The sequence below is a fragment of the Streptomyces sp. KM273126 genome (assembly GCF_004337435.2).
Classification (GTDB): Bacteria; Actinomycetota; Actinomycetes; order Streptomycetales; family Streptomycetaceae; genus Streptomyces; species Streptomyces acidicola.
The window spans coordinates 5,853,937-5,873,789 of the sequence record NZ_SJXB02000001.1; the positions used below are offsets into that span (position 1 = coordinate 5,853,937).

Here is a 19,853-nt window from a genome sequence, read left to right on the forward strand (position 1 = left end):
GCCGGGTATTGACATGGGGCCGACCCGCCCCGAGCATCGTAGACCGATCTACAGCGATCGTTTCCCGCCATGTGTAGATCGATCTACAAGTGGCGGGAATCGATCGACCCACTAAGGTTTCGACTCAATGAGGAGTTCGTTATGGCGCACCCTGTCCCGGCGCAACGCCCGTGGCGCACGGCCATCCTCGCCGGCATGGCGTCCTACCTCGATTCCGCCGCCCTCGTCGGGTCCGGGATCGGGATCAGCGTGCTCTACGCCGGCCCGCTCGGGCTCACTCCGGGGATGATCGGCACGGTGCTCGCGTGCCAGCAGTTCGCCTTCGCCCTCGGTGCGCTCTTCGGCGGGCGGCTCGGCGACCGGTTCGGCCGACGGCGTGTGCTGACCCTTGCTTTGATCGTGTTCGCCGTGGGCGCCGTCCTGCTGGCAACCGCGGTGGCGCCGTGGATGCTGATTCCCGGCGCGGTCCTGACCGGTCTCGGTATCGGCGCCGACCTGCCCGTCGCACTGGCACTCGCCAACGAGGCCGCCCCGCCCAGGCGTAAGGGCCGGATGGTGAGCCTCTCGGCGTTGCTGTGGGCGCTGGGGATCGCCACCGTGCAGCTGGTGGTGAGTTTCGTCGGACACCTCGGCGTCACCGGAGCCCGCATCATCTTCTGGGGCCTGGTGGGAATCGCGGTCCTTGTCCTTCTGCTGCGTATCAGCCTCCCCGAATCCCAGGAGTGGCTCGACGCGAGGCGCGCCGCCGACCGCGACGGCAGGACCGGGGCACCCGCCGTGCAGTTCCGGAACATCGGCCAGATCTTCCGTCGCCCGGTGGTCTTCGCGGTGCTCGCGACCGGCATCTTCTACGCGGCCTGGAATGTCGGGGCGAGCATCAACGGCCAGTACAAGACCTACATCTGGACGACGCTCGCGGGCGGCGACGTCGAGACGATCTCGCGTCTGGCCCTCATCGCCCTGGTGTTGTCGCTCCTGGCGAGTGCGCTGTTCATGGCCCTTGTCGACACACGGTGGCGTCGGCCGCTGACCGTGATCGGCACCGTGCTCATCCTTGTGAGCTGGGCTCCGCTGACGTTCCTCGGACCGTCCCGGGCCTCGATCCTGGTCCTCGTCTTCCTCTTCGGTCTCGCCAGCAGTCTCGCCGGTGAACCCCTCTACAAGGTGTGGTCGCAGGAACTCATCCCCACCTTGCTGCGCGGCACGGCCCAGGGAGTCACCATGGCGTTCGCCCGCGTTGTCGCGGCGATCCTCGCGTTCGTGGTGCCGTCCCTGCTGGCTTCGAGCCCCCGCGTGGTGTTCACCGGGATCTTCGTGTGCGCCGTCGTCTCGACCGTCGTGCTGCTGGTCTGGATGCCCCGGCTCCGTACGGCGGACGAATACGCCCCCGAGGCGGCCGCCGTCGCCGGGGAGACTGCCGCCGCCTCGTCCGCGCGCTGAGAGCCTGTGTCATATCCCCGGCCGGGCGCGCGACGCCTGGCACGCACTCCCCCACTGCCTTGAGGGCGTGGGGGGACCCCCAGCCGCGTTGCCGAAACGCCCACGTGGCTCCTCCCCCACGCTCGGCTTCGCTCGCGCGGGGGCACCCCCATCGAGGGCGCTCCGGCGCCTTGCGATCGCACGCACCAGACGCCGCGCGCTGATCCGGCCGGGGATATGACACAGGCTCTGACGGCGACCACCCGCGCAGAAGCACGATCGTGGCCCTGCGACCGCGGGGCCACCACCCACAGAAAGGATCCGCATGACCGAGCGGAAGCCGAACGTGCTGTTCGTCCTCACCGACCAGTGGCGCGCTCAGTCCGTGGGATACGCGGGCGACCCCAATGCGAGGACGCCGCGCATCGACGAACTCGCGGCGGAGTCGGTCGACTTCGAGAACGCGATCTCGGGCGCCCCCGTGTGCTGCCCGGCGCGCGCGAGCCTGCTCACCGGCCAGTACCCGCTGGAGCACGGCGTCTACATCAACGACGTGGAACTGCGGCCGCGCGGGACGACGCTCGGCGAGGCGTACCGCGACGCGGGATACCGCACCGGCTACATAGGCAAGTGGCACCTCTACGGCAGCCCCGACGGCCGCTACGGGCGGCGCACCGATCCGGTACCGGTCGAGAAGCAGTTCGGCTTCGAGCACTGGAAGGCCGCGGAGTGCACGCACGACTACAACGATTCGTTCTACTTCGAGGGCGCGAGCACGGAGCGGAAGTTCTGGGAGGGGTACGACGCGGAGGACCAGACGACGGACGCCTGCGCGTTCATCGCCGACAGCGATGACGAGCGGCCGTACATGCTCGTGGTCTCCTACGGGCCACCGCACTTCCCCCTCCACACCGCGCCCGAGCGCTTTCGCAGCCTCTACGAGGACGCGCCGATCGAGCTGCGGGGCAATGTCCCGGACGAGCTCGCCGATGCCTCGACCGAGGCCCTGCGCGGTTACTACGCGCACATCGCCGCACTGGACCGATGTGTCGAGCGTCTGCTGGATGCGGTTGAGCGCAGCGGGTCCGCACAGGACACGATCGTCGTCTTCACCTCGGACCACGGCGACATGATGGGATCGCAGGGCATCCGGCACGACGTCAAGGTCTGCCCGTGGGACGAGTCGGTGCGTGTGCCTCTTCTGCTGCGCTACCCCGCGCGTTTCGGAGCGACGGGCAGCAGGAACCCGGTTCCCGTCAACACCCCCGACCTGATGCCGACGCTGCTCGGCCTCTGCGGCATCCCCGTTCCCGGGACGGTGCGGGGCACGGACGTCCTCGGCGCGACCCCGCCGGGATCGGCGTTCATCGGGATGCCGGTGCCCATCCTGTGGGCACGGACCTACGGGATCGGTGAGTACCGCGGGCTGCGCACGACCCGGCACACCTACATCCGCTCCCTCCAGGGCCCGTGGCTGCTCTACGACAACGTCGACGACCCGCTGCAGCTGAACAACCTCTGCGCGGATCCGGCATACGCCTCGCTGGTGGAGGAACTGGACGGCGAACTCGACCGCCGGCTGGCCGAACTCGGCGACGAGTTCCTCCCGGCCGAGGAGTACCTGCGACGCGACGGGCTGGAGCACTACTCCGAGGTGAACACCCCGGTGGGCAGCAGCAAGGGACCCGACGGGGCGTGGCAGTCGACGATGGTCCCGGTCCCGTGAGCGCGCGGCACCACGACGGCACCGTCTGGTCGATCCCCGCGAAGGGCCGCGTCCCGGACGGGACACGGGCGCAACCGCCGGAGAGAGGGGAGTGGCCCGGCGGCTGGATCGGGCCGGCCGGGCGAGAGTCGGACGGACGGTTCGGCCGGGTGCTGTTCCGCCGGACGTTCGATCTCACCGGGACACCGCCGGACGCGGTCGTCCGGATCACCGGCGACTCGCGGTACGTCCTCTTCGTCAACGGCACGGAGATGGCCCGAGGGCCGCAGCGGTCCCAGCCGCACCGCATCCACTACGACGAGTGGGACATCGCCGAGCAGCTGACGGAGGGACGCAACACACTCGCCGTGCTCGTCACGTACTTCGGCGAGTCGAACGCCATCTGGCAGCGTCCCGTCGCGAGCGGGCGTCTCGGCGCGGCGCCCGCGCTTCTCGTCGCCGGAACCATCGGCGGTGTCCCGGTCGACTCCGGACCGGCCTGGCGGGCCGTCCGGTGCGACGCGTGGACGCCCTTCTCCCAGCAGGGCGTCGAAGGTGTACCGGCGACGTGCTGCGATGCGCGCCGCCTCCCGGCGGACTGGACGAGGACGGATTTCCCCGACGCGGCCTGGCCGCCCGCAGCGCCCCTCACGGCGGCCCATCGTGGCGCGGCGGGCCGGTGGGTGCCACCGGTGGCGCCGTACTTCCGGCCGTTGCCCAGGAGCATCCCGCCGCTCGGCGGCGAGACGGTCCGCCCGGTCACCGTCTCGGCGTTCACGGTCCCACGAGCCGTGACCGGCGAACCGGACGACACCACGCACCCCGCTGTCTCGGCCGCATCGGCGCAGACGGCCACTGGCGGCGAACGGTGGCGGAAGTCGGTCTCCCCCGACGCCGACGGAACGGTGGCCACCCACGTGGACGCCGGCGAGGACCTCGTGGTGGCCGTCGACTTCGGCCGCGTGGTCGTCGGCGCGTTCGCCTTCACACTCGACGTACCCGAAGGCACGTTCGTGGACGTCGCGTTCCACGAACGCTTCGCGGACACCACCGACGCACTCACGCCACGCTCCGGCTTCCGCTACATCGCCCGGGGATCGGCGGACACGTACCGGTCACCCGACACCGGTGGCATGCGCTCGGCGACGATCCGGGTACGGCCCGTTCGGCCGGGCCCGGTCTCGATCGCCGGGACACACCTGGCCGAACGTCTCCAGCCCATCGCCGGCGACGCGTCCTTCTCGTCGGACGACCCCGAACTCGACGCGCTCTGGCAGGCGGGCGTACGCACCGTTCACGCCAACTCCAGCGACGCCTTCACCGACTGCCCGAGCCGGGAACAGCGAGCGTGGGTGGGCGACGGCGTCGTACACCAGGCCGTACACCTCGTCGCCAACCACGACTGGCGTGCCGCCCGCGCCTACGTCGACCTGGCACGCTCGCCCCGGCCCGACGGACTCCTGCCGATGAGCGTCGCCGGGGACCTCGAGCAGGCGGGCGGCAGCACCATCCCGTCCTGGTCCCTGCACTGGATCCACGGACTGCACACGCTGTTCCGGTACGCGGGTCTCGTGCCCGAGGTGCGACGCGGCCTGGCGACCGCGCGGGGCGTGCTCGAATGGTTCACGGACTACGTGGATCACCGAGGCACCCTCGACGACGTGCCCCACTGGAATCTCATCGACTGGTCCAGCGTCATAACGGAAGGACGCTGCGCCGCGATCACCGCGCTGTGGTGCCGCGCGCTGCGCGAGTACGCCGAGGTCTGCACCCACGTCGGCGACACCGACTCGGCACGCTGGGCGAACGACCTCTACGCGAACGCCGCCAACGGATTCGCCGACTTCTGGGACGCGGGGCGTGGACTCTACGTCGACTGCGTCGCCGACGGCCGGCCGCTGTCTCCCACGTCCCAGGCCACGAACGCGGCCGCGATAGTCTCCGGCGTCGCACCGAAGGCGCGCTGGAACGGGATCATCGACCGGATCAGCGACCCCGAGCGGCTCGTGGTCCGATCCTGGCTCGGCGCCGTGGGCGGCGGGCTCGACACGGCCAAGTGGAACCGGGTCTCGGCGGGCCCATGGGAGATCGACTGGGACACGCACACCCGGATCGTGCGCGCCGAACCGTTCTTCAGCTACGTCGTGCACGACGCCTACGCACTCGCCGAACGCACCGACGTGTTGCTCGCGTCGGTACGGGACTGGACGGGGTTCCTCCACGACGGGTTCGACACCTTCGGTGAGGCGTGGGGATGGGGCACACCCTGTCACGGGTGGAGCGCCACACCGACGAAAGACCTCACGCGGTACGTCCTCGGCGTCACCCCGGACGTTCCGGCATTCACCGTCGCCAGAGTCGCGCCCCGCCCGCGCGGTCTGGGACGGATCACGGGTCGCACGCCCACCCCGCACGGTGTTCTCACGCTCACGGTCGAAGACGGCCTGGTGGAGGTCACGAGCCCGGTACCCGTGGCATTCGTCCCACTGCACGGTGAACGACGCCTCCTTCCGGCGGGCAGCCACCACCTGGAACTGGAAGACGCCGCGGTAGCCCGCCCCGGGCAGCGGCGCGATCGGAACGGGGGCGGCGGATGAACGACACCCACGCCGGCGGAGTCCTCGTCGTGGGAATGACCACCGGCATCGCCCTCGTCATGATCGGAATGGCCGTATGAGCTCGCTCGATACGCCCGTCACTCCGAATCCGCAGCCCGAACCCACGCTGCTCGCACGGCGCCGAACGTGTCTCGCGTTCCGCCTCGCGAGCGTCGTCGCGGCGCGGTTCACGGCCCGGGAGGTCGGTATCACCGCCGTCGCCCTGGGCCCGCACCGGTCGGACACCAGCGGGCGGGGCAGCCTGCCACTCGCCTGCGGCCCGGCCCCTGTACTCGGCGTCGGGGGCGCCGCCCACCTGCTCTTCGGGGCGGTGGGATGAGCGAGTTCGTCCGACTCCAAGGAGGCCAGCTCCGGATGGGGGCCGATCAGTTCTATCCGGAAGAGGGACCTGAGCACGACGCTTGGACCGGTCCGTTCGAGATCGCGCGACATGCCGTCACGAACAGGGAGTTCGCGGCCTTCGTCGAGGCGACCGGGTACGTCACCGTCGCGGAGCGCCCGATCGACCCGGCCGCGTTCCCCGGCGCCGGGGACGTCGAACCGGGCTCGCTGGTCTTCACGCCCACGCAGAGGTCGACCTGCGCGACTGGCGTCAGTGGTGGCGCTGGGTCCCCGGCGCCTCATGGCGGCACCCGCGCGGCGCGGCCGGCGACCTCGAAGGACGCGAAGATCACCCTGTCGTGCAGATCGCGTACGCCGACGCCCTCGCATTCGCCGAGTGGTCGGACTCCCGGCTGCCGACGGAGGTCGAGTGGGAGTTCGCCGCGCGCGGCGGCATGGGCGGAGCGACCTACGTCTGGGGCGAGGAACCGAACGACGGCAGTCGCGCGAACACTTGGCAGGGCCGGTTCCCGTACCTGAACAGAGGCGCACGAGGATGGGTGTACACAGCCCCTGTCGGCTCTTTCCCGCCCAACGGCTACGGCCTCCACGAGATGACCGGCAACACGTGGGAATGGACATCGACGCCGTGGAGCAACCGTCACCAGGTCGACAGGCACCGTCCGCCGACTGAGCCCGCCGGCCGTCAACGCCGCGGCACCTCGGACGGACACTGCTGCGCCCCGCAGCGGGACACCATCGCAGAGAGCCGGTGCCACGGGTCGGCGGGGCAGTCCGTCAACCGCGTACTCAAGGGCGGATCCCACCTCTGCTCTCCCGAGTACTGCCTGCGTTACCGCCCCGCCGCCCGGTCGGCCCAGAGCGAGGACTCCGCCACGACGCACATCGGGTTGAGGCTTGCCCGAGACACGTGATCGCCCGAGCCGGAGGCATTCCGTGGAAACCGGGAGAGAGCTTGGCCGCACACAGCCCTGCCACGCCCCATGGCTCAGGCGGGGGCTGCCCTTGCCGAAGGTGACGTGGTCGTTGTCGGTGCGGGTGACGTCGAAGTCGTAGGGGCCGGCGAAGATCTACGCCAGGGCGGCCAGGTCCCGCTGGGCGTCGGTCAGTCCGTCGACCGGGCGCAGCGGGGCATAGGACCTGAGTCGGATCGCCTGGACTCCACGACGGTCAGCGACGGCAGGACGGAGTCCCGTAGGGCGTACATGTCCTCGGCGAACCGCTGGTCGACGAGTGCGATGGATGGGCGGATGCGCTCGGCGATCGGTGTGATCTCCCGAGCCGGTACGGCGGGTTTCCCAGACACGTTCTCGTTGTGCAGCATGCGCACAGGCTGTGCGTAAAGCGCTTTGGGCGAGGTTAATGTGGCCGAAACTTCTTGGGCGGCACAGGCCCTTGCGGCGCCGTAGCGCCGTCCGAGCGGCCATGCCCCGTCCCGTGCAAAGGAGCACGCATGGCAGACCTCCGACCAACCACTGCGCCTGACGCCGATCCCCAGGCGGCCTCCCGCAAGCGCAATGCCCTGGCAGCTGTAGTGGGATCCGTACTGGAGTGGTACGACTTCTTCCTCTTCAGTACGTCCGCGGCGCTGGTCTTCAACAAGATCTTCTTCTCCGGTGAGTCGGAGTACGTGGCGACGCTGGCGTCGTTCGCCACGTTCGCGGTGGGTTTCGCGGCCAGACCGATCGGTGGGCTGATCCTGGCCCACCTGGGCGACCGGTGGGGCCGAAAGCCGGTCCTCCAGATCACGCTGGTGCTGATGGGGGTGGGCACGCTCGCCATCGGGCTGCTGCCTACGTATGAGCAGATCGGCATCTGGGCACCTGTCCTGCTGGTGTTCTGCCGCATCCTCCAGGGGCTCGGCGTCGGCGCGGAACTCGGTGGCGCGTATGTGTGGACCACCGAGAGCGCCAAGCCCACCCAGCGCGGTTTCTACGCGGCGCTGCCCGGCGGCGGCGAGTTCCTGGGTGTGGTGTGCGCGTCCGGCGCGATGGCGATCGTGTCGTCGATGGACGAGGAGAAGTTCCTCAGCTGGGGCTGGCGCCTTCCCTACCTCGCCTCGGTCGTCGTGGTGATCGCCGGCTTCGTCCTGCGCCACATGGCCGACGAGAGCGAGACGTTCAAGGAAGCCGTCGCGGAGGGCAAGAAGGAGAAGGCGCCGCTGACCGCGGCCGTCCGCGGCCATGGCAGGACCATTCTGCTGATGATCGGCGCGGGCAGTGCCACGGCCGTCGCGTCGTACTCCATTCAGGGTTATCTCCCGGCCTACACCACACAGCAGTTGGGGATGCCGGCGAATGCGGCGGTCATCGCGATCACCATCGCCGCGGCCGTCTCCGTCTTCAGCATTCCGCTCGGCGGCTGGCTCTCCGACCGGGTCGGGCGGCGGCCCCTGATGATGGGTGGCGGGATCGCGATCGCTCTGTTCGCCGTGCCGTTCTGGCTGCTCGTCGGGGCGAAGTCGCTGCCGGTGATCTCCATGGCGGTCAGCCTCGCGTTCGCCGTGATACTCAACTCGATGATCTTCGGTCCCGCGGGCTCCTTCTTCTCCGAACTGCTGCCGACCGAGGTGCGGTTCAGCGGTCTGGTGCTCGCCCGCGAGACCACGGCCGTGCTGTTCTCCGGCACCGCGCCGTTCATCGCCACCCTTCTGGTCCACGCTGGTGGGGGCAGCCCGTGGCTGCTCGCCGGCTACATGGCACTCTCGGGTGTGATCACCGCCATTTCGGTGCTGCTGCTACCGGAAACCGCGCCCCGCGCGCTGCGCCGCAAGGCGATCAACTCCGGGGCCAGTGACGGCAGCACTCCGATCGACGTCGAATACGCAGAGGTGTAGAAGAAGTGTCGGATCACGAAGTCCTGTGCCTCGGGGAGGCCATGGTCCTGGTGACGCCCCGGCAGGCGCAGCCGCTCGCCACCGCCCGCGACGCGACCCTCTCGGTCGCGGGTGCCGAGTCGAACGTGGCGCAGTACCTCGCCGATCTGGGACACCGGGTGGCCTGGGCGAGCCGGGTGGGCAGCGATCCGCTCGGTGACAGGGTGCTCACCGCGGTCGCCCGGCCCGGGGTGGACGTGCGCCACGTCGAGCGGGACCCGTCTGCCTCCACGGCCGTGTACTTCAAGGACCCCTCGCGCGAGGACGGCACCCGGGTGCACTACTACCGGACCGGATCCGCGGCGTCCCGGATCACCCCCGCGTACCTGGACACGCTCCCGATCGCCTCGGCACGTCTGGTGCACCTGTCGGGAATCACCGCCGCGCTGTCGGCGAGCTGTGCGGAGACGGCCACGGCCCTGTTCGGCCGTGCCCGCGAGGCCGGGGTCCTCCGCTCGTTCGACGTCAACTACCGCCCGGCGCTGTGGAGCACGCACGACGCGGCCGCGCCGCTGCTCGCCCTGGCCCGGCAGGCCGACATCGTGTTCGTCGGGCTCGACGAGGCGGCGGAGGTCTGGGGCACCACCACCGCCGAGGACGTACGCGACCTGATCGGGCCGTCGGTGAGCGTGGTGGTGAAGAACGCCGAGGTCGGCGCGGTCCTGTTCGAGCCGGGCGCGGGCCCGGGCACGTTCGTCCCCGCCGAAGCGGTCGAGGTGGTCGAGCCGGTCGGAGCGGGAGACGCCTTCGCGGCGGGCTACCTGTCGGCCTGGCTGCGCGACGACGCCCCGGCCGAGAGACTGCGCCTGGGGCACCGCGTCGCCGCGTTCGCGCTCGGCTCGGTCGAGGACCACGCCGACGCCACGTCCCTGCGCCGCCCGGCACTCGACCTGGACGGAACGGCCCGGTGAGCCAGGCCGTCGAGCGAGCCATCCAGATCCTGGAGATGCTCAGCAAAGGTCCGCAGCACCCGGCCGCGATCGCCGAACGGTTCGGCGTGCACCGGACCACCGCACTGCGCCTGCTCCAGGACCTCTGCCAGGGCGGTCTCGCCCGTAAACGCCAGGACGGCTCCTTCGCCGTCGGCTACCGCCTCGCCGGACTGGCGGTAGCCGCCCTGGAACAGTTCGATCTGCGCGCGAGCGCACACCCGTTCCTCGCCGAACTCGGTCACAAGCTCCGGCTCACGGTGCACATCGCCACCGTCGAGAACGACCGGGTGATCTACGTCGACAAGATCGAACCGCAGGGCACCGTACGGCTGTACTCGGAGATCGGAAAGCCGGTCGTGCTGCACAGTTCCGGTGTCGGCAAGGCCATCCTGGCCTTCATGCCCGACGATGAACGCGATCGACTGCTGGACGGCTACGTCTACGAGCGGTTCACCGACACCACAGCGACCACGGCCGAAGCGTTCGCCGCCCGGCTGCGCGAGGTGCGGGCGCGCGGCTGGGCCGAGGACGACGGGGAGTACGAGCCGTTCGTCAACTGCGTGGCCGTCCCCGTCCGGGACGGCACCGGAACCGTACGCACGGCCATCTCGGTGACGGCGCTGAAGGCACAGACCGACCTCACCGTCCTGCACACGCATCTGCCGGCCATCAGGCACACCGCACAGGCCATCTCTCGCACACTCGGGTGGACCCAATGAACACCGCATCCGGACAACTGTTCCAGGACGCATTCGACACGCTGCCGCTCATGGCGATCCTGCGAGGCTTCGACGTCGCACGCACGGTGGAGGTGAGCCGACGGGCATGGGACGTGGGTATCCGGCTCGTCGAAGTGCCCATACAGAGCAGGACCGCGGAGGCCGCGCTGCGTGCGGCGGTCGAGGCCGGCGAGGAGCGCGGAGCCGTGGTGGGCGCCGGCACGGTGACCACCGTCGAGCGGGTCGAGCGGGCGGTGGAGGCGGGCGCGCGTTTCACCGTGGCTCCCGGATTCTCCCGCGAAGTCGCCGAGGCGTCGCTCGTGGCGGGCCTGCCGCACCTGCCGGGTGTCGCGACCGCGTCGGAGATCCAGCAGGCCGAGGCTCTCGGGCTCACCTGGCTCAAGGCGTTCCCCGCGGCCGACCTCGGTCCGGGCTGGATCACTTCGATGCACGGGCCGTTCCCGGAGGCGCGTTTCGTCGCGACCGGCGGCGTGAATCTCGCCAATGCCGTGGAATTCCTCGACGCCGGGGCCGCAGCGGTGTCACTCGGGTCGGCCCTGGCCGACCCTGACCAGTTCGCACGCTTGCCCGAGCTCATCGAGGCGATCACAGGAAAGGTGGAACGATGAAGATCGTGGCTCTGGAGACCTTCTCCGTGGCACCCCGCTGGCTGTTCCTGGCCATACGCACCGACGAGGGCGTCACCGGGTGGGGCGAGCCGGTCGTCGAGGGACGTACGGCGACGGTCGCCGCAGCCGTCGAGGAACTCTCCGACTACCTCATCGGCCAGGACCCGTTCCGTATCGAGGACCACTGGCAGGTCATGACGAAGGGCGGCTTCTACAGGGGCGGTCCCATCCTCTCCAGCGCGGTGGCCGGCATCGACCAGGCCCTGTGGGACATCAAGGGCAAGGCCCTCGGCGTCCCCGTGTACGAACTGCTCGGCGGCGCGGTACGCGACCGGGTGCGCACCTACTCGTGGATCGCCGGTGACGAGCCGGACGGCGTCGCCGAGCACGCACTGGAACGCATGCAGCAGGGCTTCGACGCGGTCAAGATGAACGGGACCGGCAGGGCCCGCGCACTGGAGTCCAAGGCCGAACTCGATCTGCTGGTGGGGCGCGTCGCCGCCGTACGCGAGGCCATCGGTGACGCGGCCGACATCGCCATCGACTTCCACGGGCGCGTTTCCCCCGCCGTCGCCCGCGAGGCGCTGCGCCTGCTCGAACCGCTGCACCCGCTGTTCGTCGAAGAGCCGATCGTGCCCGAACTGACCGCGGACTTCGGGCGGATCTGCTCCTCCACGACCGTGCCGATCGCCACCGGGGAGCGGCTCTATTCGCGGTGGGACTTCCGAGATCTGCTCGGCTCGGGGATCGCGGTCGCGCAGCCGGACCTGTCCCACGCCGGCGGCATCTCCGAGGTCCGCCGGATCGCCGCGATGGCGGAAGCGTACGGTGTGGCCCTCGCCCCGCACTGCCCACTCGGCCCGATCGCCTTCGCCGCCAGCCTCCAGATCGACTTCGCCAGCCCCAACGCGCTGATCCAGGAGACCAGTCTGGGCATCCACTACAACACCGGGGGAGGCTCGGATCTCCTCGACTATCTGGTCGACAAAAGCGTCTTCGACTTCGCCGACAGCCACATCAGCCGGCCGACCGCGCCGGGGCTCGGCATTGAGATCGACGAGACCGCCGTACGCAAGGCCGCCGAGGTGGGCCAGCGCTGGCGCAATCCCCTGTGGCGCAACACCGACGGATCACTGACCGAGTGGTAGGGGACAGGACATGAAAGCGTGGATCGCACACGGGGCGTGCGATCTGAGGGTCGATGACCTGTCCACCCCGCACATCAGCGAGAACGAGATCCGGGCTCATCGACGGGATCTGCTGGGCGGTCGAGGGGGATTTCCGGCCCGGTGAGCCGGTCGTCGTACACCCCGCACGGCCGCCGCGGTCGGCCGGCACGACGATGAGCACCGGGCTGAACCGGCTGCCGGGTGGCACGTAGATGGGCAGCGCATCCACCAACCCGCACACCCACGGCGGATTCGCCGAGCTCATCCCGGTACGGCCCGAACAGATCCGCCGGCTGCCGACCGGCCTGCCGCTGCGCCGAGCCGCACTCGACGAACCCCTTGCGGAACGTGTACGGGTCCGACGCCACGTTGGCCCTCGGGGGTGGGCGGGCCGTCCTCGGCGTCCTTCCTTGCCAGCGTGTCCATGCTCTCCGGCCGGTAATCGGATTGCCCTTTCCGGTTGATGGTACGGTAGTCACGGTGAACCGGAAAGGTCTATCCGGATCTCGGGTGGTGTGGGTGTCCAGGCTGCGTACGGCTGCATGGAATGCAGCCGAGGCGTTCGGCGTCGGCGCCCTCGGCGAGGTCGTTCGCCGCGTCGCCTGACGCCGTCTTCCCGCGAGGTTTTGCGAAAGGATCGCTGTGCCCAGCATCGCCATCGTCGGAGCCGGCCCCCAGCTGGGTCTGGCCATCGCCCGCACCTTCGGCTCCCAGGGCTTCGACGTCGCCCTGATCTCACGTAATCGTAAGAAGCTCTACGATCTCGTCGGTCAGCTCACCGCGGAGGGCGTCACCGCCGCCGCGTTCCCGGCGGACGTGCTGGACCACGGCACACTCACCCAGGGGCTCAAGAACGCCGCCACGCATTTCGGCGGGATCGATGTCCTGGAGTACTCCCCGGCCGAGAGTCCCGGCTCAACCGTCGTGACCACTCCGGCCGAGACCGACCCGTCTCACGTGCAGCATGAGCTGGACTTCCAGTTCTATGGGGCCATCACCGCCACCAGGGCGGTGCTGCCCGCGATGCGGGAGGCCGGCGCGGGCACCCTGCTCTACACCACGGATGCCCGTTCGACCGGCCCCGTGCCGAAGGCCGCCAACGTCAGCACCGCTGCGGCGGCGCTGCGCAACTGGGCGGTCAACCTGCACAAGGAGCTGGCCGGGACGGGTGTCCAGGCGGCTCACGTCGCCCTCGATGTGACGATCGGCACCTCTGCGTTCTACGGACAGCCGAAGGCCGCAGCCGATCAGCTCTCCCCCCTCTACTGGGAGCTGCACACCACCGATCGCGACAAGGCCGAACGCATCTTCAGGGGCTGACGCCTGTCCCCGCGGAGTATCCGCCGCTGTCGCCGTGGGTCGCTGGGCTTCCAGTCTCTGCTGGACCGTGGAACTGCGGCGAGCCGCGCTCGCCGGGCGGCCAGTGTTGGCAAGGCCGCGTTCTGGATGTGGAGTCGTACTCCTCTGCTCGCCCGGGCGCGGTGGCACCGACCTGAGGTCAGCTGGTCGCGTCCGGTTCCGGCGTGGTGAGGCCGGCCGGGCTGGTGCGGAGCATGGCCTTGTGAAGGGCGTCGTGCTCGGGCGAGGCGGGAAGGGGGCCGCGGGCGGGGGCCTCGAAGGACTGGATGAACAGGGCGACGACGCGTCGCCAGGCATCGGGGGCGGCGTCACCGGTGGCGTTGACGACGCCGGCGTTGGCCATGTGGATCAGGACCAGGTCCGAGGGGTCGAAGTCCTCGCGTAGTCGGCCTGCCGCCTTGGCGCGGTCGATGAGTCGCACCATGCCCGTGTACGCCTCGTTGCGGCGCTCCTCCATGGCCTTGGCGGTGGGGAAGGACGTGGTGAGTACGTCGGCGAAGCCGTAGTCGGCGGCCTGCATCGCGCAGGCGGCCTCGATGTAGCCGATGAAGCCGTGCCAGGGGTCGGGGTCGTCGAGTGCGACGGCGACCGCGTCGGCGTAGGCGTCCATGCGGTCGGCGAAGACGGCGGCGACCAGTTCCTCCTTGGTGGGGAAGCGACGGAACATCGTGGCGATCCCGACCCCGGCCTCGCGGGCCACGGACGCCATGGAGGCGCCCAGCCCGTCGCGCGCGAAGACCTTGCGTGCGGCGGCGATGATCCGCTCACGGTTGCGCTCCGCGTCGCTGCGCAGCGGCTGGGGGGCGGGGCCGTCGGGATGCTGTGAGCCGGGGGTCATGCCGGTCACCCTACCAATCGGATTGCCCTATCCAGTTTCAGTGATAGTGTGGTCGCGGTGAACCGGAAAGGCCTATCCGGATCTTGAATTGGATAGCCCTATCCGAATTCATCCATTGCCGCTGAGATTTCGAAAGGATCACTGTGACCAGCATCGCCATTGTCGGAGCCGGCCCCCAGATGGGCCTGGCCATCGCCCGTACCTTCGGCAAGCAGGGCTTCGACGTCGCCCTGATCTCCCGCAGCCGCGAGAAGCTCGACGGGCTCGTCGCCCAGCTCGCCGCCGAGGGCATCACCGCCGCCGCGTTCCCTGCGAGCGTGCTCGACCACGACGCCCTCACTCAGGCCCTCAAGGACGCCGCAGACCGGTTCGGCGGGATCGACGTCCTGGAGTACTCCCCGCTCGCCATCGAATCGACCGCGCTGGCCACTCCGGCCGAGAGCGATCCCTCCCACATCCAGGACCAGATCGAGTTCCAGCTCTACGGGGCCATGGCCGCCACCAAGGCCGTACTGCCCGCGATGCGCGAGGGAGGTGCGGGCACCCTGCTCTACACCACCGGCGCCGGCTCCCTCGACCCGCTGCCGGTGGTCGGCAACGTCAACGCGGCCGCCGCGGCGCTGCGCAACTGGGTGGTCAACCTGCACAAGGAACTGGACGGCACCGGCATCCAGGCCGCCCACGTGGCCATCGACGTGGCGCTCGGCGGTGCCTCCATCGACCCCACGCTCAAGTCGGCCACGGCCGAGGACGTCGCCCCCGTCTACTGGGAGCTGCACACCGCCAAGCGTGACCAGGGCGAAATCGTCGTCAGGGGCTGAAGCCGCCTCGGCTCCCATGTCGGCCCTTGATCGCGCCGTGGTGTGCTGCGCCGCGGTGCGATCAAGGAACCGGTTTCCGCTCCGATGAAGGTGTTCAGGCAGATCGAGTTCAGTCTGCCGGTCGCGGTCTTCGCACCGTTCCACCACGTTGCGCCGTTTGTAGAGCTGTTTGTCGAAGACCGGCGGGCGCCCGCCCCGGCTGCCGCGCCGGAGCCGGTTGCGGACCTGGTCGGCCCGCTCGGGGATGGTGTGGCTGATACCCCGGCGTCGCAGCCAGTCCGGATGGCCCTGGAGCTGTAGCCCTTGTCGCCCAGGACATGGGTCGGCCGCACACGGGGCCGTCCCGGGCCGATGCGGGGCACCCGAATCTCCTCCATCACGGCGGTGAACTGGGTGCAGTCGTTGGTGTTCCCACCCGTGACCGTGAAAGCGGGCGGGCAGCCCAAGGCGTCGCAGGCCAGGTGAACCTTGCTGGTCAGGCCGCCCCGGGAGCGTCCGAGGCCTGGACTGCGGAGCCCCCTCTTCGAGCTCCGGCGGCGTGCTGGTGGGCCCGGACGGCGGTGGAGTCGACCGACACCAGCCAGTCGATGTCCCCGGATGCATCCGCCTGTGCCCGGGCGGCACGGAGCATCCGCTCGAAAGTGCCGTCCAGCGCCCAGCGGCGGAAGCGGGTGTGCAGCGTGGCCCACGGACCGTACCGCTCGGGAACATCCCTCCAAGCGGTGCCGGTCCGGAACTTCCCCACGATCCCGTTGAGCACGGTGCGGTCGTCCAACCGCTTCCGCCCCCGCAAGGACTCGGGCAGCAGCGGCCGGACGAACTCCCACTCGGCATCCGACAGTTCATGGCGACGTATCGCCCGACCATGATCCACCACTCAAGATCATTTGAAGACACGGCCTGGCTAGCCGAGGAGGCTGCCGCCGGTGGCGTCGAGGAACGCGCCGGTGATCCAGCGTGCTTCGTCGGTGGCGAGGAAGACCACGGCGTCGGCTACGTCTTCCGGCTCGCCGATGCGTTTGAACGCCGACAGCTGGGACATCTGCTCCCGGACCTCGGGGATCTTGAAGATCGCGTTCCCGTTGTCGGTGATGCCGGGAGCCACTGTGTTGACGGTGATCCCCCGGGGGGCGAGGTGGCGGGCGAAGTGCCGTGAGAGTTGTTCGACGGCGCCCTTGGTCATCGCGTAGACCATTTGCGAGGGGTTGGCGACCCGGGTCAGGCCGGAGGAGATGTTGATGACGCGTCCTCCGTCGGGGATCAGCCCGAGGGCACGCTGGGCGATGAAGAAGGGCGCCTTGGCGTTGACCGCGAACAGCTTGTCGAACTGCTCGGCCGAGACCGCCTCGGGGGCGGCCCCGCCGGGCAGGGTCTCGCCGGCGTTGTTCACCAGGATGTCCAAGGTGGTCTTCCCGGTGTGCTGCTTCAGGCCGGTCTCCAGACCGCGGAACAACTGGTCGATGTCGCCGGGCACGCCGAGTTCGGCGCCGACCGTGAAGGCCCGGCCGCCGTCCTTCTCGATGAGTTCGACGGTCTCCTGGGCGCCCTGCTCGTTGTGCGCGTAGTGCACGGCGACCAGGGCGCCCTCGCGGGCCAGGCCGATGGCCGTGGCCCGGCCGATGCCCCGGCTGGAGCCGGTGACGAGAGCGGTCTTGCCGCTGAGTTTGTCCATGATGATGTCCTTCAAGGCATGGTTTGCATGGTTGAACCGTGGCACCCACGACGGCGGGAAGCGCCTGCCCTTGGGCGGCGCTTCGCCGCGTGGACGTCAGTTGGGGATCGGCGCGAGGATCGGGTGCGCGGTGCGGTGGGTGATCTTCCAGCGCCCGTGGTCGAGCCGGTAGTGGTCGGCGAGTTCGAAGATGTGTCCGCCGGTTGCCGCCGTGTAGGGGGCGGGTCCTGGTTCGGTGGGGGTGGGGCCGCCGTACCCGAGCAGGGTGATGGTGCCCCGGGCGGTGGTCTCGCCGACGGTGTGGAAGTGCGTGGCGGTCACGATGTGGCGGGTGGTCTGCTCCGGGCCCGGACGCTCGTTGAGGACGTCCAGGATCTTGGCATGGCCGCACAGCCGCTGTCCTCGTAGCTCGTACACGGCGTCGGGAGCGAAGAACTCAAGCACCGCTTCGTACTCAAGACGGTCGTAGTGGTGGTACAGGGCGGTGTTGAGCCGGGCCAGCGCCCAGGCCGTCGTGTCCTCGGGGGTCATGCCGGCCTGGCCTTCGGGGTGATGGTGTCGGGGCTGGTGCGGGTCTTGAGGAGGAAGTCGAACTCCATGGTCCTGAAGGGGACCTGGAGGCCGTGTGGGGTGACGGCGTCGGGGTCCTCGTGCAGGACGGTGTCGGCTTGCAGGGCGGGAGGGGCCAGCGTTCCGCCGACGAAGTCGACGGGGATGACGGGGTCTCCCTTGAAGTAGACCTCGCCGCGCCAGGAGGTGATCAGGTCGGGGTGGTGGATCTCGTAGTGGATGTGGGCCGGGCGGTAGAGGCTGCGCCCGAGAGCTGCCACGGCCTCGGGGACGCCGTCGATCTCCATCGTGTGGGAGTCCGCGTAGGCGACCGGGGTGATGGTGGTGAACGTGTAGCGGCCGTGGTCGTCGGTGAACAGATGCCCGCGCAGGTTGTCCTCGGGCACTCCGTCGTCGAACATCCCGGAGTAGTTGCCGTTGTTGGCCGCGTGATAGATCTCCAGCCTGGCGCCCGAGAGCGGCTGGCCGTGTCCGTCCAGGACCCTGCCGGAGACGATCAGCGGAGTACCGGGCTCGTCCGGCCGCATCGGCAGGGTGCCGGGGTTGTCGATACGACGGGAACCGGCCCTGTAGGTGGGGCTGTTGACGTCCTCGGATGGGGTGTAGCCATCGCGGCCGCCCTGGAAGACCTCGCTGTACAGGGGCATGGCGGCCAGCGCCAGCGGGACGCCGGTGGCTGTGTGGATCTTCTGGATCAGGGCGGCGGCCGCGTTGAGGTCGTCGAAGGTCAGTCCCTCCTCGTCGCGCATACGGGCCAGGGCGTCCTTGAACGCCGCGACGAGACGTACGGCGCGGGGGTTGACCAGTGCCGGGTTGACGTACGACGGATCGGTGGTCGTGGTCATTGCGGTCTGCTCCTCAAGGGCAGCCCGGCTGACCGGGCGTCAGCGGGCCACGGAAGTACGGGGATCGGGAACGTGCGTGAAGCCGAGACGCCGGTCTGCTGAGGTGCCGTCGCCCCTGCCGGCGGAGGGCGGGAATGCCGCCAAAATCCACCTGGCCGAGGAAGCGGCGCAGCCCGAACAACGGTTGCTCGGTCAGGGTCGTGTCGGCAATCTCCTGGGGTTACCGGCCACTTCGCTCCGTATGGGTCGCCGACGGCTACGGCTACGGCTACGGCTACGGCTACGGCGTCGAAGTCGGCGCGGAGACATGCGGGCGCGTCCGGTGATCGCGCCGCGGCGCAGCATGCCGCGCCGCCATCATGGTTCGACGAGGGCGTTGGTGCGGGGTCAGCCGCGGGGGACGCCCTGGTCCCCGACGCGGAAGACGAGTTCGGCCTCGTCTCGCTTGGTGGTGTGCAGGTCCCAGTACATGGGGGTGAGCTGCTCGGGCTGGACCGGGTCGACACCGGGGAGGACGGAGACGCCGATGGATGCGTCGATGCCGACGTGGGCGGCCTGGACACCGGGGTTGGCGTCGGCCAGCTCCTTGTGCAGGTTAATCACCCAGTTGCGCAGCGCCGCGGCGGCGGCGTTGACGTTGGCGACCCGCGGGTCGGGCCAGATCGAACCGGCGCCGGTGGTGTAGAGGAGGGTGCCCGAGCCGGCCTCACGCATGGCCGGCAGTACCGCGTTCGTGGCGGCGATGGCCCCGTACAGCTGGAAGTTCATCTCGAATTCGACATCGGACGGTTGGGTCCCGGACGGGGAGGTCAGTGCGGTGATGCCGAAGGTCCCCACCGGGGAGTACTCCAGGACGTCGATACCGCCGAACCTCGTTGCTGCCTCCTTGAGCGCGTGCGTGAGGCCGGCACGGTCGAGCACGTTCGCGGGGAACGCGGCGGCGGTGATGCCCTCGGCGGCGAGCTTGCCGACGCTTGCTTCGAGCTTCTCGGGGTTACGGGAGATCAGGGCGACGTCGAAGCCCTGCTTGCCGAAGGTACGGGCTATGGCCAGGCCCATCTGGGGGCCGGCTCCGACGATGGCGATGGCGGGCATGGCGATCCTTTCGCAAAAACCTGGTTGGGGGAAGCCGGGTGAATTTGGATAGACCTATCCAGTTTTCGATCCGGATAGAGCCTTCCGTTTCGCTGTGGCTACCGTAGCACGGAAATCGGATAGGGTAATCCGATTGCTCGGCCGGGCGGTGCGGGCGGTATCGGCCGTGGGAGGGGGCGTCTACGTCATCCGGCCTTCGAGGTACTGCTGATCCTCGGGCGGGCCGTACGACACATGCTGTCGGC

Annotated in this window: 19 protein-coding genes and 2 pseudogenes; 14 read left to right on the forward strand and 7 right to left on the reverse strand. The window is 69.6% G+C overall.

The window, feature by feature from the left end:
• The first annotated feature begins 141 nt into the window (after positions 1-141).
• The 6 genes and pseudogenes from E0500_RS24990 to E0500_RS44130 all read left to right on the forward strand — a co-directional run bounded on the left by E0500_RS24990 (position 142) and on the right by E0500_RS44130 (position 6,998).
• The gene (locus E0500_RS24990; protein ID WP_165934959.1) at positions 142-1,440 is read left to right on the forward strand and encodes an MFS transporter; all 1,299 of its coding nucleotides are present in this window, start codon (positions 142-144) and stop codon (positions 1,438-1,440) included.
• A 304-nt stretch (positions 1,441-1,744) separates the two neighbouring features.
• Positions 1,745-3,145 carry a sulfatase gene (locus E0500_RS24995; RefSeq protein ID WP_131562518.1) on the forward strand — a complete coding sequence of 467 codons (1,401 nt, stop codon included), beginning with the start codon at positions 1,745-1,747 and terminating at the stop codon, positions 3,143-3,145.
• The gene (locus E0500_RS45045; protein WP_165934958.1) at positions 3,115-5,721 is read left to right on the forward strand and encodes an alpha-L-rhamnosidase; all 2,607 of its coding nucleotides are present in this window, start codon (positions 3,115-3,117) and stop codon (positions 5,719-5,721) included. Before E0500_RS24995 ends, E0500_RS45045 begins: the two co-directional genes overlap by 31 nt.
• A 76-nt stretch (positions 5,722-5,797) precedes the next feature.
• A complete protein-coding gene (locus E0500_RS25005) occupies positions 5,798-6,061 on the forward strand; it encodes a hypothetical protein (RefSeq protein ID WP_131562514.1) in 264 nt (87 codons plus the stop codon).
• A pseudogene (locus E0500_RS45500) lies at positions 6,058-6,213 on the forward strand (SUMF1/EgtB/PvdO family nonheme iron enzyme); the annotation flags it as partial. The gene E0500_RS25005 and the pseudogene E0500_RS45500, both read left to right, overlap by 4 nt.
• Positions 6,144-6,998, forward strand: a complete 855-nt coding sequence (locus E0500_RS44130; protein ID WP_258572923.1) for a formylglycine-generating enzyme family protein — start codon at positions 6,144-6,146, stop codon at positions 6,996-6,998. The pseudogene E0500_RS45500 and the gene E0500_RS44130, both read left to right, overlap by 70 nt.
• A 191-nt stretch (positions 6,999-7,189) precedes the next feature.
• Here E0500_RS44130 and E0500_RS25015 read toward each other — a convergent pair whose 3' ends face one another.
• On the reverse strand, positions 7,190-7,408 hold the full coding sequence (locus E0500_RS25015) for a hypothetical protein (RefSeq protein WP_165934957.1): 219 nt from the start codon (positions 7,406-7,408) through the stop codon (positions 7,190-7,192).
• A 129-nt stretch (positions 7,409-7,537) separates the two neighbouring features.
• Between E0500_RS25015 and E0500_RS25020 the strand changes: the two genes are divergently transcribed.
• The 6 genes from E0500_RS25020 to E0500_RS25045 all read left to right on the forward strand — a co-directional run bounded on the left by E0500_RS25020 (position 7,538) and on the right by E0500_RS25045 (position 13,728).
• Positions 7,538-8,920 carry an MFS transporter gene (locus E0500_RS25020; RefSeq protein WP_131562510.1) on the forward strand — a complete coding sequence of 461 codons (1,383 nt, stop codon included), beginning with the start codon at positions 7,538-7,540 and terminating at the stop codon, positions 8,918-8,920.
• A gap of 5 nt (positions 8,921-8,925) precedes the next feature.
• Positions 8,926-9,870 (forward strand): sugar kinase, encoded by a 945-nt coding sequence (locus E0500_RS25025; RefSeq protein WP_309505135.1) that lies wholly within the window; start codon positions 8,926-8,928, stop codon positions 9,868-9,870.
• Positions 9,867-10,610: an IclR family transcriptional regulator gene (locus E0500_RS45050; protein WP_131562506.1), complete on the forward strand. Its 744-nt coding sequence runs from the start codon at positions 9,867-9,869 to the stop codon at positions 10,608-10,610. The genes E0500_RS25025 and E0500_RS45050 overlap by 4 nt, the downstream gene beginning before the upstream one ends.
• Positions 10,607-11,239, forward strand: coding sequence for a bifunctional 4-hydroxy-2-oxoglutarate aldolase/2-dehydro-3-deoxy-phosphogluconate aldolase (locus tag E0500_RS25035; protein ID WP_131562504.1), 633 nt, complete (start codon positions 10,607-10,609; stop codon positions 11,237-11,239). Before E0500_RS45050 ends, E0500_RS25035 begins: the two co-directional genes overlap by 4 nt.
• On the forward strand, positions 11,236-12,387 hold the full coding sequence (gene dgoD, locus E0500_RS25040; RefSeq protein ID WP_131562502.1) for a galactonate dehydratase: 1,152 nt from the start codon (positions 11,236-11,238) through the stop codon (positions 12,385-12,387). Before E0500_RS25035 ends, dgoD begins: the two co-directional genes overlap by 4 nt.
• A 663-nt stretch (positions 12,388-13,050) precedes the next feature.
• On the forward strand, positions 13,051-13,728 hold the full coding sequence (locus E0500_RS25045; RefSeq protein WP_131562500.1) for an SDR family oxidoreductase: 678 nt from the start codon (positions 13,051-13,053) through the stop codon (positions 13,726-13,728).
• Positions 13,729-13,906: 178 nt separating this feature from the next.
• On the opposite strand, the gene E0500_RS25050 is transcribed toward E0500_RS25045, so the two are convergent.
• Positions 13,907-14,605 (reverse strand): TetR/AcrR family transcriptional regulator, encoded by a 699-nt coding sequence (locus tag E0500_RS25050; protein ID WP_131562498.1) that lies wholly within the window; start codon positions 14,603-14,605, stop codon positions 13,907-13,909.
• A gap of 143 nt (positions 14,606-14,748) precedes the next feature.
• Here E0500_RS25050 and E0500_RS25055 point away from each other — a divergent pair, with 143 nt between their 5' ends.
• On the forward strand, positions 14,749-15,426 hold the full coding sequence (locus E0500_RS25055) for an SDR family oxidoreductase (protein ID WP_131562495.1): 678 nt from the start codon (positions 14,749-14,751) through the stop codon (positions 15,424-15,426).
• A gap of 114 nt (positions 15,427-15,540) precedes the next feature.
• Here the strand turns inward: E0500_RS25055 and E0500_RS44145 are convergent.
• From E0500_RS44145 to E0500_RS25080, 4 genes and pseudogenes are all read right to left on the reverse strand, one after another.
• Positions 15,541-16,282, reverse strand: a pseudogene (locus tag E0500_RS44145) (IS5 family transposase); the annotation flags it as partial.
• Positions 16,283-16,330: 48 nt separating this feature from the next.
• Positions 16,331-17,098: an SDR family NAD(P)-dependent oxidoreductase gene (locus tag E0500_RS25070; RefSeq protein ID WP_131562493.1), complete on the reverse strand. Its 768-nt coding sequence runs from the start codon at positions 17,096-17,098 to the stop codon at positions 16,331-16,333.
• Positions 17,099-17,194: 96 nt separating this feature from the next.
• On the reverse strand, positions 17,195-17,629 hold the full coding sequence (locus E0500_RS25075) for a nuclear transport factor 2 family protein (RefSeq protein ID WP_131562490.1): 435 nt from the start codon (positions 17,627-17,629) through the stop codon (positions 17,195-17,197).
• Positions 17,626-18,513 (reverse strand): hypothetical protein, encoded by an 888-nt coding sequence (locus E0500_RS25080; RefSeq protein ID WP_131562488.1) that lies wholly within the window; start codon positions 18,511-18,513, stop codon positions 17,626-17,628. Before E0500_RS25080 ends, E0500_RS25075 begins: the two co-directional genes overlap by 4 nt.
• Before the next feature lie 200 nt (positions 18,514-18,713).
• Here E0500_RS25080 and E0500_RS44150 point away from each other — a divergent pair, with 200 nt between their 5' ends.
• Positions 18,714-18,839, forward strand: a complete 126-nt coding sequence (locus E0500_RS44150; RefSeq protein ID WP_258572924.1) for a hypothetical protein — start codon at positions 18,714-18,716, stop codon at positions 18,837-18,839.
• A 61-nt stretch (positions 18,840-18,900) separates the two neighbouring features.
• On the opposite strand, the gene E0500_RS25085 is transcribed toward E0500_RS44150, so the two are convergent.
• A complete protein-coding gene (locus tag E0500_RS25085; RefSeq protein WP_131562486.1) occupies positions 18,901-19,608 on the reverse strand; it encodes an SDR family oxidoreductase in 708 nt (235 codons plus the stop codon).
• Between the last annotated feature and the right edge of the window lie 245 nt (positions 19,609-19,853).

Excerpts from the sequence above, each read along its gene's own strand:
- E0500_RS24990 (WP_165934959.1), top strand. The coding sequence starts at position 142 with ATGGCGCACCCTGTCCCGGCGCAACGCCCGTGGCGCACGGCCATCCTC.
- E0500_RS24995 (WP_131562518.1), top strand. The coding sequence starts at position 1,745 with ATGACCGAGCGGAAGCCGAACGTGCTGTTCGTCCTCACCGACCAGTGG.
- E0500_RS25005 (WP_131562514.1), top strand. The coding sequence starts at position 5,798 with ATGAGCTCGCTCGATACGCCCGTCACTCCGAATCCGCAGCCCGAACCC.
- E0500_RS25015 (WP_165934957.1), bottom strand. The coding sequence starts at position 7,408 with ATGCTGCACAACGAGAACGTGTCTGGGAAACCCGCCGTACCGGCTCGG.
- E0500_RS25020 (WP_131562510.1), top strand. The coding sequence starts at position 7,538 with ATGGCAGACCTCCGACCAACCACTGCGCCTGACGCCGATCCCCAGGCG.
- E0500_RS25035 (WP_131562504.1), top strand. The coding sequence starts at position 10,607 with ATGAACACCGCATCCGGACAACTGTTCCAGGACGCATTCGACACGCTG.
- dgoD (WP_131562502.1), top strand. The coding sequence starts at position 11,236 with ATGAAGATCGTGGCTCTGGAGACCTTCTCCGTGGCACCCCGCTGGCTG.
- E0500_RS25050 (WP_131562498.1), bottom strand. The coding sequence starts at position 14,605 with ATGACCCCCGGCTCACAGCATCCCGACGGCCCCGCCCCCCAGCCGCTG.
- E0500_RS25070 (WP_131562493.1), bottom strand. The coding sequence starts at position 17,098 with ATGGACAAACTCAGCGGCAAGACCGCTCTCGTCACCGGCTCCAGCCGG.
- E0500_RS25075 (WP_131562490.1), bottom strand. The coding sequence starts at position 17,629 with ATGACCCCCGAGGACACGACGGCCTGGGCGCTGGCCCGGCTCAACACC.
- E0500_RS25080 (WP_131562488.1), bottom strand. The coding sequence starts at position 18,513 with ATGACCACGACCACCGATCCGTCGTACGTCAACCCGGCACTGGTCAAC.
- E0500_RS25085 (WP_131562486.1), bottom strand. The coding sequence starts at position 19,608 with ATGCCCGCCATCGCCATCGTCGGAGCCGGCCCCCAGATGGGCCTGGCC.